Origin of the sequence: Bacteroides intestinalis, assembly GCF_003464595.1 — a bacterium.
GTDB lineage: Bacteria > Bacteroidota > Bacteroidia > Bacteroidales > Bacteroidaceae > Bacteroides > Bacteroides intestinalis_A.
Map to the genome: position 1 here is coordinate 1 of NZ_QRZF01000001.1, position 14413 is coordinate 14413.

Genomic DNA, 14413 nt, shown 5'->3' on the forward strand with positions numbered 1-14413 from the left:
CATCGCGATTTTTGTCCATTGTCTGCCTGTTTTTCGTCGAAAAGCCGGCATTTTTGCCCGGTTTTACATCATTGTCCGGGTACTTTTTGCCATTTTGCCCACTGTTTTCCGCAGTGTTTTCTTCTGCTTTTTGCGGTTCTGCAACGCATTTCGTATTGAGCTGCACAGGTGAAAAACAACTGTCGGTGACGGTGAACAAACCGAAATTCGTGACGATCTTCATCATATAAGGATAGGTAAAATTACGAGTGGCAAAAGGTTTCAGGTATTTCAGCTCCGCTTCCATATCAGGCAGCAGGCTCAGTTTTTCCATTATGTACCAGTAGGCGCCGTAAGCCTTGCCGCCTTCCTGACGGAGCATGTTCTGGATGCGGGGATCATTGAAAGCCATAATCTCATGTTTAAGGTAAAAGTGCTTATTCATTTCTGCTTAATTCTGTTTTAAATAATTTATCTTTTTGACTCTGCAAAGATCCGACATATATACCAATATACCAAAAACGACTTTTCGCGAAAAAAGCCGTTTTTGCCCTATTTGAAAGTCAAAAAAAGAAGAAAATATCACTCCCTTGGATAAAGTTCAGAATATAGCTTATACAGCTCATCTTCAATACTTTTGATATTCAACACATTACCACTACCGTCCGCATCCATGAAGTCTATAAGCAGATGTAAAGTATTAGCAAGCAAGCGGGCTCCATGCAGTCCTTCTCCCCCATTCCGGCTGACAAGCAGATGTACAAATGGAGTCAAGAAAAGTATACGCTCTTCATATTCCACACGTAAACAACTGTGACACTGCGACAAACACTCCATTGCGCGATGCAATTCTTCACTCTCTTTCTCAAAAACAACATGAAAACCTCTCCCACGGAAAAGCTTCACATCCTCAATAGGATTTTTTTAGCCATAATTGTACTATTTGAAAATTGTTTATTTATAATATGATAACATATCGAATACAAAATTAGTAATACTTCACCGGAATATCGTAATTTCGCAGGATTTTATACTCAGTTTTTTCACCTTGCAAAATACCGACAATAAAAAAGGAAGAATAGATAATAAGGTACGTGTATACGCACGAACCTTGTTTATATAAATATTTAGAATAGGACAGTAGCAGATAGATCGTAATTTTATAGGATAAACATCCAAAAATGCTGTAAGCATATATAAAGAAAGAAAATTCTTAAAAAGAGTGTGTCAAAGTAAAAATCAAAAAACAAAGAGCCGCCACAGAACACCTTCCGGGCAGCTCTTCTTTCATAGAAGTAATGTAACAGAAAGAGAGTATAATACAGAGATTTAGTCTTGTCCTCCTCCCAATGCTTGGAACAGATTAATTAAGCTTTGTATTTCGGTAAAATGATTGGCAGTTTGCGACAGTTGCGCACTTAGCAAAGTCTGCCGGGCCGTAAGCACTTCCAGATAGGTGGTGTTACCATGCTCCATCAGCAAAGAAGTACTTTTCAGGGCAGTTTGCAGAGAAGCAACCTGTTTATCCAGCAGTAGTTTCTTCCCCTGGCTGGTCTGGTAAGCCGTCAAGGCATCGTTCACCTCACTGCCTGCATTGAGCAAACTCTGCTGGAAGCCAAGTGCAGCCTCTTCCTGCCGTGCACGGGCAATGCGGTATTGAGCCACAACCTGCCCCCGATTGAAAAGCGGCTGCGTCAATGAACCCACAGCAGATGCCAGAAACTTGCCCGGATTGAGAATCATGCTTCCTGCCGAGTTCGTCCAACCGGCACTTCCACTTAAAGTAATGGAAGGATAGAAAGCGGAACGAGCCTGATTCGTACCATAGAATGCTGCCTCGAGCGAACGTTCGGCGCTACGCACATCCGGTCGCCCGGAAAGCATCTGCACAGGAATACCTACCGAGAAGTCGGCGGGGAATTGCTGCTGCTGCAAACTGCCACGTTCGTAGTGACGGGGTGTTTCGGCAAGCAGAAGGGCAAGACTGTTCTCGGTCTGGCTGATCTGCTTCAACAAGTCGAGCACAGAGCCTTGTACCTGATAGTAAGTAGCTTCCATCTGCGATACGGCCGATTCATTCGCCATTCCGGCGTTCATCAGGGCACGGGTGGATGCCACGGTTTCCTTCCATGCCTCTTCCGTCTGCCGGGAAATGGCGAGTTGCTCGTCCAGCATCAACAGCGTATAGTAAGTATTGGCTATTCCTGCAATCAATTGGGTACGCACAGCCTGGCGGTAGTCTTGACTCTGGGCATACAATGCCTTGGACTGCTTCTTGGCATTGCGCATACGGCCGAAAACATCCAGCTCCCAACTGGCAGTAACGGGCAGCGAATAGGTCTGTGTAGCCTTATGCGTATCGAAGCTACTCACAGTGCCCTGCGGAGCAAGAGCAAAGGCAGGCAGGAAAGCAAGCTTGGCAGACATCAGCGTGGCCTGTGCCTCTTCTACGCGAAGCTCGGCAGACTGATAGTCGGTGTTATTCTGCAATCCCTGCTCGATGAGGGATTGCAAATGAGGATCGGTAAAGAGCTCCCGCCAATCCATATTACCCAGACTGGCAGTGTCTTCGGTCACTACCTCCCCACCATAAAGCTGGTCGGGGACAGAAGTAACGGGCTCGTATTTGGTATAGATGCCACAACCGCTCAGCAGCAGGCCGGTGACAGCTAATGTGATGATTTGTTTTTTCATTCTTCAGTATCTTTAATATGTTTCCGGGAATTGGAGGTCCCTTTCATTTATTTACTATTTCGTTCAGCTTCACTCTTCTCCTTTTCAAGCAACACCTGCACGTCTGCTTCTTCTTCCATCGGCGGACGGATTTTCTCCTGCAGGAACTCGAAGATGATGTAGAACACAGGTACCACGAAGAGCAGAGCCAGCGTTCCGACAAGCATACCGCCTACGACACCCGCACCCAGTGAACTGTTACCATTGGCACCTGCACCCGAGGAGAACATCAACGGAAGCATACCGAAGATCATCGTCAGTACCGTCATCAGGATAGGACGCAGACGGACTTGTGCGGCAGAGTAAGCAGACTCCACAATACCCATACCTTTACGGCGACGCTCTATGGCATATTCCGTAATCAGGATAGCCGTCTTGGCCAGCAGACCGATCAACATAATCACACCCGTTTGCAGGTAGATGTTGTTTTCAAGTCCGAGGAACTTGGCGAAGAGGAACGATCCCATCAATCCGAACGGAACGGAGAAGATAACGGCAAACGGTACCAGGAAACTCTCGTAAAGACATGCCAGAATCAGATAGATCAGGAATACACAAATGGCATAGATGAAAATCGTCTGTCCGCCACCGGTACTTGCTTCTTCACGAGCCATACCTCCGTATTCATATCCGTAGCCCGTAGGCAGAACCTGTTCAGCCACTTCTTCGATAGCCTTTTGCACTTCACCCGAAGAGTAACCTTCGGCAGGGTTCACATTGGCTGCAATGGAGCTGTAGAGGTTGAAACGGTTGGTAGTTTCCGGCCCCAACACTTTCTTCAGTGTCACGAACTGGCTTACCGGAGCCATTTCTGCGCCATTGCGTACAAACATGTTGTCCAGTGACTGCTCGTCCAGGCGATACTCAGGTGAAGCCTGCATCATCACACGATACACTTTACCAAACTGGTTATAGTTGGAAATGTATGCACCACCACAGTAGCTACCCAACGCATCGAGCACTGCACCCGGAGAAATTCCTGCACGCTTACATTTGGCTGCATCGACTTCTACCGATACCTGCGGGAAGTTAATGGCGTAAGCGGTATAAGCCATATCTACTTCGGGACGCTGGTTCAAAGCACCAAGGTAATCGATCACTGCCTGGTAGAACGTTGCCATATCGCCACCGGTCCGGTCCTGAAGGTTCAGCTCGATAGAGTTACCCATACCATAACCCGGAATCATACCCGGCTGGAAACTGAATATCTGTGCTTCCTTGATACCGTAGAACTGCCCATTGAGGCGGGCAACCACTGCATCCGAACTATGATCTTTTCCTTTTCGCTCGCTCCAATCCTTCAGACGGATAATAATGGTACCGTAAGAAGTTCCCTGGCCGGATATAAGTCCATAGCCTGCTACGCGGGCATAATGTTCTATTTCGGGCGTATCCTGAAGAATACCTTCGAGCTTATCCATTACCTTCGTTGTTTCATCGAGCGTGCTTCCCGGAGAGATGCTGACGTTCACCATGATGACACCCTGGTCTTCCTGCGGAACAAGCCCTGTCTTAGTAGTACTCATCAGATAAACCAGCAATACAACAGCAGCTATCAATGAGGTCCACACCATCCAGCGGTGACGGATGAAGTACATCACACCTTTCTTATATTTACCCAGCACGGCATTGAATGAAGCGTTGTAAGCTGCACGCACCCGGCCGTTGATACTCTTGGCGCTCTTGGTTCCGTCCGACGGGCGCATCATGATGGCACACAGAGCCGGGCACAACGTCAGAGCCGAAATCATAGAAATACCTACGGCAGTTGCCATCGTGATACCAAACTGTGTATAGAACACACCGGAGGTTCCACCCATGAACGTCACAGGAATAAACACAGCCATGAACACACAGGTACAGGAAACGATAGCCATCGTTACATCTCCCATCGCATCTTTGGTAGCGAGGTAAGCCGATTTATATCCGGCATCGAACTTGGATTGCACCGCTTCCACCACCACAATGGCATCATCCACCACCGTACCGATGGCAAGCACCAATGCAAACAGCGTCAGGATGTTGAGACTGAATCCTGCAGCCACCAGGCAGGCAAATGTACCCACCAGCGACACGATGATGGATATGGACGGAATGAGCGTACTCTTGAGATCCTGCAAGAAGAAGTATACCACCAGGATAACCAAAAGGATAGCAATAATCAGTGTTTCCACCACATTATGGATAGAAGCGAAAAGGAAGTCGTTCGAGCTCATCATCGTGACGAATTCCGTTCCTTCCGGAAGGCTCTTTTCCATTTGCTTCATCTGGGCGGTGATTTCTTTATTCACCGCGGTTGCATTGGAACCTGCTGTCTGGAATACCATGTAGAGAACGGCAGGTTTACTGTCCATTTCACTACGGAAACTATAAGTCATCGTGCCCAGTTGCACATCGGCCACGTCTTTCAGGCGGAGTACAGAGCCGTCGCTCTGAGAACGGATCACCGTATTCTGAAATTCTTCCACGCTCTTCAACCGACCGCGGTATTTCATGGTAAACTGGAACACATTCTTGGAACTTTCGCCCAACGAACCGGTAGGAGCTTCAATGTTCTGCTCGCCCAATACGGCAGTTATGTCCGAAGGAACCAGGCTGTATTGTGCCATCCGCTCCGGCTTCAGCCAGATACGCATACTATAGGTATCACCCAACTCCATAACGTCTCCTACCCCTTCGATACGTTTGATCTGGGGAAGTACGTTAATATCCAGATAGTTGGCAAGGAAGGTCTGATCGTAACGTCCATCGTTGCAAACCATAGCACCGATCTGGAGGAAGCTGGTCTGACGTTTCTGCGTACTTACACCGATTTTGGTTACCTCGGCGGGCAGCAATCCCTGCGCCTTGGCTACACGGTTCTGTACATTTACCGCCGCCATATCGGGGTCGGTTCCTTGTTTGAAGTAAACCTGTATAATAGCCAGACCGGAATTGGAAGCTGTGGAGGTGATATACATCATATTCTCCACACCATTGATACTTTCTTCCAGCGGCATGATAACGCTGTTCATCACTGCCTCAGCATCGGCACCCGTATATTGGGCGCTTACATATACCGTAGGAGGCGCAATGTCCGGATACTGCTCTACCGGCAGCGTAAGGAGCGAAATAAGCCCTATGACCAGAATCAGCACGGAGATGGATATAGCCATCACCGGCCGCTTTATAAATATGTTTCCTTTCATAATTCAGTCTCCTTCTTATTTAACTTGTGTACCCTCACGCATCAACCCGGCACCTTCTGATACGATTTCATCACCGGGATTCAGTCCGCTCAGTACCACATATTCGCGTCCGTCGCTGATGCCGGATACTGTGACCAGCGTAGAGACGGCTTTACCATCCACTACCTTATATACTACTACCTTATCCTGCATCTGCACAGTGGCTCCCTGCGGAATGGCAATGCAATCTTTATAAATGCTCGGTACCACTACCGTACCGGATGCTCCGCTATGAAGCAGGCGTGATTCATTAGGAAATACTACACGCGCCATTACAGTACCTGTCTGGCGGTCGATAACTCCGCTGATGGATTCTATTATACCTTTCTTATTATATACCGAATTATCATTCAATACCAATTCCACTTCCGGCATATTCTTCAATGCTTCGTCCATGCTACCGTACTGGCGGGTAAGAGCCAACAACTGATTTTCGTTCATGGAGAAATAGACATACATATCCGAGTTATCACTAACCGTAGTCAACGGATAAGGTATGTTGGCACTAACCAATGCACCTGCACGATAGGGCAATGCACCCACCACTCCGTCACTGGGACTTTTCACTTCAGTATAGGAGAGGTTGTTGCGGGCATTTGTTTCCTGTGCTTCGGCCTGCGTCAATTGTGCTTTGGCGGTGAGGAATGTATTCTCAGCCGTTTTCAGGCTGAACTCTGAAACTACTTTTTGCGCATACAGTTCTTTGTTACTCTTGTAGGTGAGTTCGGCGGTAGCCATTGCAGCACGTGCAGCCTCTACGTTGGCGGTGGCAGTTTTGAGCGCAGCTCTGTACGGAATCTGATCGATAACGAAAAGTAATTGTCCGCGACGCACTGTCTGCCCTTCGGTTACACAAAGTTTTTCGATAGTACCCGATACCTGCGGATAGATGTCGATATCCTGCCGCCCGCGAATCGTAGCCGAATATGAGGTGGAAAGCTCCTTATCCGCCGCTTCTACTTTCATTGTTGCATAAGAAGGTTTCACTCCCGCATCTGTTGCCTGCTTGCAAGATGCCATCCACACTGTACAACCGACAATCCCTATCAGCCGTAACCATTTTTTGTTCACTGTAATCATACTTTCTCTTAATTGTCATTTGTTAAAACTGGGACAAATGTAGGAGAAAGGAACAAGGACATAGTGACCAATTTTCCCCCAAGAATGTTCTATTTTCGTTATTTACCATTTTTAAGGCTAACTAATTATCAATAAGCAACATATAGGACAAAATTAAAGGCTTATAGGACATCCCGTTTTCCCCATAATTCACCAACTTTGCAAAAAGAAAAAAGGAAATAATATGGAAAAAGAGAACATTAAGACCGTTACCATTGAAGACTTTAAGAACAGTCAGCATATTCTTGACTATTTAGACGATGACTTCGCGATAGTGAACAGTCTGGATGGAATACCTTATAGTAATGAGATAGTCAGACTGGAATGTTTTCTCATTGCCGTCTGCATAGAAGGGTGCATTCAACTGGACATCAATAATAAGACTTACCAGTTGCAACCGGGCGATTTACTGCTGGGTCTCCCTAATACCATTATCGGGCATACGATGATGAGTCCTAAATATAAGGTAAGGCTTGCAGGGTTCTCTACCCGTTTCCTGCAACGTATCCTCAAGGTAGAAAAGGACACGTGGGATACCGCCATTCATATCCACAACAATCCGATAAAATCTATTAGCAGAGAGAATGATAACAGTATTTTTAAATACTACGGAGAGCTAATTATGGCAAAGATTAATGATGAGCCTCATTGTTACCACAAAGCAGTAGTACAACATCTGTTTTCTGCTCTTTTCTGCGAGATGCTGGGTTATCTCAACAAGGAAATTGCCGACTCAGAGAAAGCGTTTTCGAAAGAAGGCATCAAGCAAGCTGACCATATTCTACGGAAATTCATGGAATTACTGTCGAAAGATAATGGTATGCATCGTTCTGTGACTTACTTTGCCGATGCACTTTGCTATACGCCCAAGCATTTTTCAAAGGTCATTAAGCAAGCGTGCGGCAGGGCTCCACTGGACCTGATAAATGAGACTGCCATAGAGCACATCAAATACCGGCTGAAACATTCGGATAAATCCATCAAAGAAATTGCAGAAGAATTCAACTTCCCGAATCAATCTTTTTTCGGGAAGTATGTGAAGGGGCATTTGGGAACATCACCGATACGGTATAGGAGTGAGAGGGAAGGGTGAGATTCCTATATAAATCCATTTGCCTACTTTATTTGTTACTTATCTGAACGATTAGTAACAAATCACCAATTATGAAATATAAATCTTTGTCTTTATTGATAATCGCCCTGCTTTCCGCCTGTACGCTCGGAGCGCAGAACCGCAAAAAAGTAGGAGTAGTACTGAGTGGCGGTGGCGCCAAAGGCGTGGCGCACATCGGAGCGCTGAAAGTGATAGAAGAAGCCGGAATTCCGATAGATTATGTAGTAGGTACCAGTATGGGAGCCCTCGTCGGCGGACTATACTCTATCGGCTACACCCCACAGCAATTGGACAGCATTGTCAATGCACAAAACTGGAAGTTTCTGCTGTCTGATACCCCTGATCCGGAAACTACATTGCTGAGCGAAAAGCTAAAGGAAGAACAGTACTTGCTCTCTGTTCCGATTGCCGGAAAATCAGCACATGTATCCGATGCAGGGATTATAAAAGGAAGAAACATATCACGGTTGTTTTCCGAATTGACAGTGGGGTATCATGACTCTATCTCTTTCAACCGGCTCCCCATCCCATTCGCTTGCGTATCGGACAACATTGTAAATGGTAACAAGGTCGTTTTTCACAACGGTATACTGGCCACTGCAATGCGTGCCAGTATGTCTATTCCGGGAGTATTCTCCCCGGTTTATCTCAATGGCAAAGTGCTGGTAGACGGCGGACTGATAGATAATTACCCCGTAGATATAGCCCGGCAAATGGGAGCGGAAATTATTATCGGAGTCGATGTACAGAATCCATTAATGAAAGCGGATGAACTGACAAGCCTCTCGAGCGTGCTGGGACAAATCATAAACCTGGTGGGAGAAGAAAGCTACAGAAAAAATGTAAAGGATAGTAATATACACATACAGGTAGATGTGGATGGATACTCGGCAGCAAGTTTCAACTCTGAAGCATTGGACACATTGATGCGCAGGGGCAAAGAGGCCGCCATGAAAGATTGGGAAAAACTGATTGCACTGAAAAAGGAAATAGGTATCAGTACGGATTATCGCGCAGAATATCCCGGCCCCTTCAAAATACCAACGCGTGCCATGCTGGATACAATACCGTCCGTAGCACAAATTACTCCGCATGAGAAGCCGGTGAATACCATAAATATAGGAGGCAGGTTTGATAATGAGGAGTTAGCCGTATTGCTACTGAATGCAAGGGCATATCTCGGAAAACAGAAGAAATCGCAACTAAGCGCCACTACCCGGCTGGGTAAGCGGACTTTCGGACAACTGGAATACACGTACTCGCTACGCAATAATTGGGATCTCAGTACAGGGTATCAGATAGGATATAATGATTTCAATCTTTATAAGGAAGGCGACCGACTGATGAATCTGACCTATGTGCATCACACGGCTTGGATAGGATTTACGAAAAGCTGGTGCAAGTTGCTCGTCAAGGCAGGTATTCATTTTGAGAAGTATAATTATCACGACTGGCCGTCGGGACCGGATATCTCTATTACCAAATCAAGTGACAAGGCTTTGCTCAGTTATCAGGCCAGTGTCATGTACAATAGTCTGAATAACCAGCGGTTCTCTACGCAGGGAATGGAATGGGAAGCATCGTACAGGCTCTATACGGATAACATGATAGCTTACGGTTCGGGTAGTCCTGTATCGGTATTTCAAACACATTGGAGTGGATATTTCTCACCGAACCGGGTATTTACCATCATGCCGTCGGTATATGGCAGGGTAGTCGGGAAAAATACGCAATCGCTGGCGATATCGAACTTTGTAGGTGGAAATGTACCGGGAAGATACATGGAACAACAAATTCCTTTCACGGGTATCAATCACATCGAAATAAGTCCGGATGCTATGCTGACGGGGATGCTGGGAGTCAGAGCACGGACTTACAAGAACCAGTACATCGTAGTGCGGGGCAGTTACGGACGGACTGCCAACAAAATAGAAAATCTGTTTGGTGGAACAAATACTCATGGATTGGCGGGAGGCAGCATAGGATATTGTTACAACAGCATTATAGGGCCTATTGAAGCGGAACTTAACTATTCGAATCAGTCCAAGAAGCTGGGATACTATATCGGAGTGGGATTTACTTTCTAGTTGCTTTGGATTTATTACAATACACGCACAATATTGCTTTGGATTTATTACAAGAAAATCCATTTTGTGCTTTGGATTTATTACAAATAGAATTATATTTGCATCAAAAGCAACCAATTAACAAGGAAGTTATGATATACAGATATGCATTATCTTACCTGGAAGCCTGGAAGAAGAATCCTATGAGAAAACCATTGATTCTGCGTGGAGCGCGCCAAGTAGGTAAAACAACTTTAGTAGAAAACTTTGCAACGGAATTTGACTGTTTCCTACGACTCAACCTGGACGAGGAAGAAGACCGGAACTTATTTACCCAATACAAGGAAATACATAAGCTGATAGAAGCTATCTTTTTTTATTTACGTAAAAGTCCCAATCAAGGAACAGTTTTACTCTTCATTGATGAGATACAGAATTCTCCCGAAGCTGTAGCTATGCTTCGGTACTTTTATGAAAAGCGTCCGGACATTTACGTCATAGCCGCAGGCTCACTACTGGAGAATGTAATAGACCATAAAATTTCCTTCCCCGTAGGCAGAATAGAGTATATGACCCTGCACCCATGTTCTTTTTTGGAATACCTGAATGGAATAGGTGAAGATTTTGACCAACAAGCCATAGAAGAATTAAAGGCCGACGCAATCCATGAAAGATTAATGTATGAGTTCCGAAAATATTGCATAGTAGGTGGTATGCCGGAAGCCATCAAAGTATATGCCCAAACAAAAGATTTACTTTCATTGGATACCATTTATGATGCCTTGATCGCTTCATATAGTGATGATATTGAAAAATATTCGCCTAATGAAACACAGACTAAAGTAATGAGGCATATCCTGGAAACCGGATGGCAAAAAGGAGGAGAAACGATCACTTTCGAGCGCTTTGGAGGTTCGGAATACCGTTCACGAGAAGTGGGAGAAGCATTTCGCACCATACAAAAAGCCATGCTTTTAGAATTAGTGTATCCAACATTAAACAATCGTTTACCTTTAGAGGCGCAATTGAGCCGTCGCCCCAAGTTAATTTGGCTGGATACCGGATTAATGAATTACAAAGCCGAAGTTCGAGAAGAAGTCTTTTCTGTATCTGACATATCCGATGCATATAGAGGGCATATAGCGGAACAAATAGTCGCCCAAGAACTATTGGCACACACTACAAAAGTCTCTGAACGAAGATATTACTGGATTGGTGGTAAGCGAAACTCTACAGCAGAAGTCGATTTCGTATGGAAACGTCAGCCGTACGTATTACCCATTGAAGTAAAATCAGGTATAAATGCACATCTTCGCTCCCTTCACCTATTCATGTCCAACGCTCCGCACGATTTAGCCATCAGGGTATGGAGTAACCGGATGAGTATAGACGAGGTGAAAGAACCCGGTACCGGAAAAATGTTCAGGTTGCTTAACCTTCCTTATTATTATGTAGGAGTACTGGATAAAGTGATTGATAGCATAATGAAATAATGAACTATTCTTTAGCCTCCTCCTGTGAAATACGGATAGCAGTGTATAGTTCAAGTATGGCGGCAACCGTCAGGCACACAATCCACTCATTTCCGTGAGTGAAGAACATGAATGCTCCGGTGAGCACCAACAGCAACGCACCGAAAATCTGTTGGCGGCGGAGGCGTTTTACATTGGCCCTACTACTCTTGGAAGGAGAATTGATCTGGGCCAATGCCACCATAGTAGCACCGATTGTATAAACATAGGGAGCAACCTCCCAGCTGGTGATGTAGACGGCAGCACCAAACAGTACCATCAAAGCGCCTACAGTAAACAAAGCAGGTATCAGGGATTTCATTTTTCGATGTCTTCTTCAAATACGTAAATATCCTCATTCGGTTTCTTCATCAGGTACTTCTCACGCGCAATACGCTCGATGGCACCGGAATCTACAGCCAGCTCGTTCAGCCGTTCTGTATTCTCTTCATATTCTGCCCGGTATTTCTCAATCTCAGAATTCAGGCGACTGATTTCATTCGCATAACCCATACGGCGCACGATGCTGTTTTCATCCAGAAAACCTACAACCACTACAAATGCAACAAACGTAATCAAGTATTTACGTCTGCGGACAAAAGCCCAAAGTGTCGCTAATTTATCCATTGATAAACAAATTAATAATTAAAGAATTAATAATTAAAAAGAAACCGGGAGGGGATTCTTCGCCTACAAAGATAAGAGGAATAACTGAGAAATTCCTTTTTTTTATGTACATTTGCACAAATTGTAATGGACAAGAATATCCCAAATCATGGAAAATTATATCGTATCGGCACGAAAATATCGCCCTACGACCTTTGAGTCGGTAGTGGGACAACGTGCCCTGACCACTACGCTGAAAAATGCCATCGCTACCGGCAAACTGGCACATGCCTACCTGTTCTGCGGTCCGCGCGGTGTGGGAAAGACTACTTGCGCCCGCATCTTCGCCAAGACCATCAACTGTATGAGTCCTACTGCAGAAGGCGAAGCGTGCAACCAATGTGAATCGTGTACAGCGTTCAATGAACAACGGTCATACAACATCCATGAACTGGATGCCGCATCCAACAACTCCGTTGACGATATCCGCCAACTGGTGGAACAGGTGCGTATTCCGCCCCAGATAGGAAAATATAAAGTATATATCATCGACGAGGTACACATGTTGTCCGCTTCGGCTTTCAACGCTTTCCTGAAAACGCTGGAAGAGCCGCCCCGTCATGCCATCTTTATCCTGGCAACTACAGAAAAACATAAGATTCTGCCTACTATCTTGTCCCGTTGCCAGATATATGACTTTAACCGCATCAATGTAGATGATACGGTTGCCCATCTGGCATATGTCGCTTCAAAAGAAGGAATTACTGCCGAACCGGAAGCCTTGAATGTCATTGCACTGAAAGCTGATGGAGGTATGCGTGATGCTTTGTCTATTTTCGACCAGGTAGTCAGCTTCACCGGTGGGCACATCAGTTACAAAAGTGTAATTGAGAACTTGAATGTACTGGACTACGAATATTATTTCCGGTTGACGGATCATTTTCTGGCAAACCAGGTCAGCGATGCATTGCTGTTGCTGAATGATGTGCTGAATAAAGGATTTGATGCCAGCCACTTCGTAACAGGGCTGTCATCCCACTTCCGTGATTTACTTGTGAGTAAAGATCCCGCCACCCTGTCACTACTTGAAGTGGGTGCCAGCATCCGGGAGCGCTACCAGGCACAGGCACAGAAATGTCCGCTGCCTTTCCTGTATCGCGCTATGAAGCTTTGTAATGATTGCGATTTAAATTACCGCGCCAGTAAAAACAAGCGGTTACTGGTGGAACTGACTCTGATACAGATTGCCCAGCTTACCGCCGAGGGGGACGACGTCAGTGGTGGGCGTGGCCCTAAACAATCTATCAAACCCATATTTTCGCAGCCTGCCGCCGCTCAGCAGCCACAGGCCGCACATGCTATGCCCCAACCGCAAGCAACAACTGCCGCTCCGGCACAACCCCAGCCGGTGCAACAAGCTCCTGCAGCCCAAGCTGCCCCTGCATCTCCGCAAGTCCAACAGCCTTTTGGCTCGCAAGCTGCTGCCATGCGTCCCACTCCTACTGCCGTATTAATGGCCCAAGGAAAAGAGGAAAAGAAAATCCCCGTTATGAAGATGTCCGGTTTGGGAGTCTCAATCAAACATCCACGGGGTGAAGAAGAAGAAAAAAAACAAGCTGCAGCATCAGCAGTACAGCAAAATGCACAGCCTGAAGAAGATTTTATCTTCAATGAAAAGGATGTCAACTACTATTGGCAGGAGTACGCCGGACGCTTGCCCCAAGAGCAAACCGCCCTTGCCAAGCGTATGCAGGTTATTCGCCTGACCATGCTGAATGCAACTACATTTGAGGCCGTAGTGGAAAATGATATTGCAGCCAAAGAATTCACAGACCTGATCCCTACCCTGCAAGGCTACTTACGCAAACGGCTGAAAAACAGCAAAGCAACGATGACAGTCCGCGTCAGTGCCCCCACTGAAAAAGTGCGTGCATACAGCCGTGTGGAGAAATTCCAGTTGATGGCACAAAAGAATAATGCCTTAATGCAATTGAAAGAAGAATTCGGTTTGGAGCTTTATTGATAATTATAATTAAGTAATTGCAGTTTTTATCCAAC

10 protein-coding genes and 1 pseudogene are annotated in these 14413 nt (G+C 45.8%); 4 read left to right on the forward strand and 7 right to left on the reverse strand.

Going from position 1 to position 14413, the window contains the following annotated elements:
* The 5 genes and pseudogenes from DWW10_RS00005 to DWW10_RS00025 all read right to left on the reverse strand — a co-directional run.
* Positions 1-424: pseudogene (locus tag DWW10_RS00005) on the reverse strand (DUF4373 domain-containing protein); the annotation flags it as partial.
* A 137-nt stretch (positions 425-561) separates the two neighbouring features.
* Complete coding sequence (locus tag DWW10_RS00010; protein WP_022394067.1) at positions 562-885, reverse strand: hypothetical protein; 324 nt, start codon at positions 883-885, stop codon at positions 562-564.
* 423 nt (positions 886-1308) lie between these two features.
* Entirely contained in the window at positions 1309-2673 is a 1365-nt protein-coding gene (locus DWW10_RS00015) for a TolC family protein (protein ID WP_022394066.1), read from the reverse strand.
* A gap of 47 nt (positions 2674-2720) precedes the next feature.
* Positions 2721-5900, reverse strand: coding sequence for an efflux RND transporter permease subunit (locus DWW10_RS00020; RefSeq protein ID WP_118420608.1), 3180 nt, complete (start codon positions 5898-5900; stop codon positions 2721-2723).
* A 15-nt stretch (positions 5901-5915) separates the two neighbouring features.
* A complete protein-coding gene (locus DWW10_RS00025; RefSeq protein WP_022394064.1) occupies positions 5916-7019 on the reverse strand; it encodes an efflux RND transporter periplasmic adaptor subunit in 1104 nt (367 codons plus the stop codon).
* A gap of 223 nt (positions 7020-7242) precedes the next feature.
* Between DWW10_RS00025 and DWW10_RS00030 the strand changes: the two genes are divergently transcribed.
* The 3 genes from DWW10_RS00030 (at position 7243) to DWW10_RS00040 (ending at position 11731) form a co-directional block, all read left to right on the forward strand.
* Positions 7243-8151: an AraC family transcriptional regulator gene (locus tag DWW10_RS00030; protein ID WP_022394063.1), complete on the forward strand. Its 909-nt coding sequence runs from the start codon at positions 7243-7245 to the stop codon at positions 8149-8151.
* Between the two features lie 71 nt (positions 8152-8222).
* Positions 8223-10259, forward strand: coding sequence for a patatin-like phospholipase family protein (locus DWW10_RS00035; RefSeq protein ID WP_022394062.1), 2037 nt, complete (start codon positions 8223-8225; stop codon positions 10257-10259).
* A gap of 131 nt (positions 10260-10390) precedes the next feature.
* On the forward strand, positions 10391-11731 hold the full coding sequence (locus DWW10_RS00040; protein ID WP_022394061.1) for an ATP-binding protein: 1341 nt from the start codon (positions 10391-10393) through the stop codon (positions 11729-11731).
* Positions 11732-11735: 4 nt separating this feature from the next.
* Here the strand turns inward: DWW10_RS00040 and DWW10_RS00045 are convergent, their stop codons facing one another.
* A complete protein-coding gene (locus tag DWW10_RS00045; RefSeq protein WP_022394060.1) occupies positions 11736-12071 on the reverse strand; it encodes a hypothetical protein in 336 nt (111 codons plus the stop codon).
* Positions 12068-12376 (reverse strand): FtsB family cell division protein, encoded by a 309-nt coding sequence (locus DWW10_RS00050; protein ID WP_022394059.1) that lies wholly within the window; start codon positions 12374-12376, stop codon positions 12068-12070. Before DWW10_RS00050 ends, DWW10_RS00045 begins: the two co-directional genes overlap by 4 nt.
* A 148-nt stretch (positions 12377-12524) precedes the next feature.
* On the opposite strand from DWW10_RS00050, the gene DWW10_RS00055 reads away from it, so the two are divergent.
* Complete coding sequence (locus DWW10_RS00055; RefSeq protein ID WP_022394058.1) at positions 12525-14378, forward strand: DNA polymerase III subunit gamma/tau; 1854 nt, start codon at positions 12525-12527, stop codon at positions 14376-14378.
* The last annotated feature ends 35 nt before the right edge of the window (positions 14379-14413 follow it).

Coding starts and splice junctions, on each gene's coding strand:
- DWW10_RS00015 (WP_022394066.1), bottom strand. CDS start 2,673: ATGAAAAAACAAATCATCACATTAGCTGTCACCGGCCTGCTGCTGAGC.
- DWW10_RS00020 (WP_118420608.1), bottom strand. CDS start 5,900: ATGAAAGGAAACATATTTATAAAGCGGCCGGTGATGGCTATATCCATC.
- DWW10_RS00025 (WP_022394064.1), bottom strand. CDS start 7,019: ATGATTACAGTGAACAAAAAATGGTTACGGCTGATAGGGATTGTCGGT.
- DWW10_RS00030 (WP_022394063.1), top strand. CDS start 7,243: ATGGAAAAAGAGAACATTAAGACCGTTACCATTGAAGACTTTAAGAAC.
- DWW10_RS00035 (WP_022394062.1), top strand. CDS start 8,223: ATGAAATATAAATCTTTGTCTTTATTGATAATCGCCCTGCTTTCCGCC.
- DWW10_RS00040 (WP_022394061.1), top strand. CDS start 10,391: ATGATATACAGATATGCATTATCTTACCTGGAAGCCTGGAAGAAGAAT.
- DWW10_RS00045 (WP_022394060.1), bottom strand. CDS start 12,071: ATGAAATCCCTGATACCTGCTTTGTTTACTGTAGGCGCTTTGATGGTA.
- DWW10_RS00050 (WP_022394059.1), bottom strand. CDS start 12,376: ATGGATAAATTAGCGACACTTTGGGCTTTTGTCCGCAGACGTAAATAC.
- DWW10_RS00055 (WP_022394058.1), top strand. CDS start 12,525: ATGGAAAATTATATCGTATCGGCACGAAAATATCGCCCTACGACCTTT.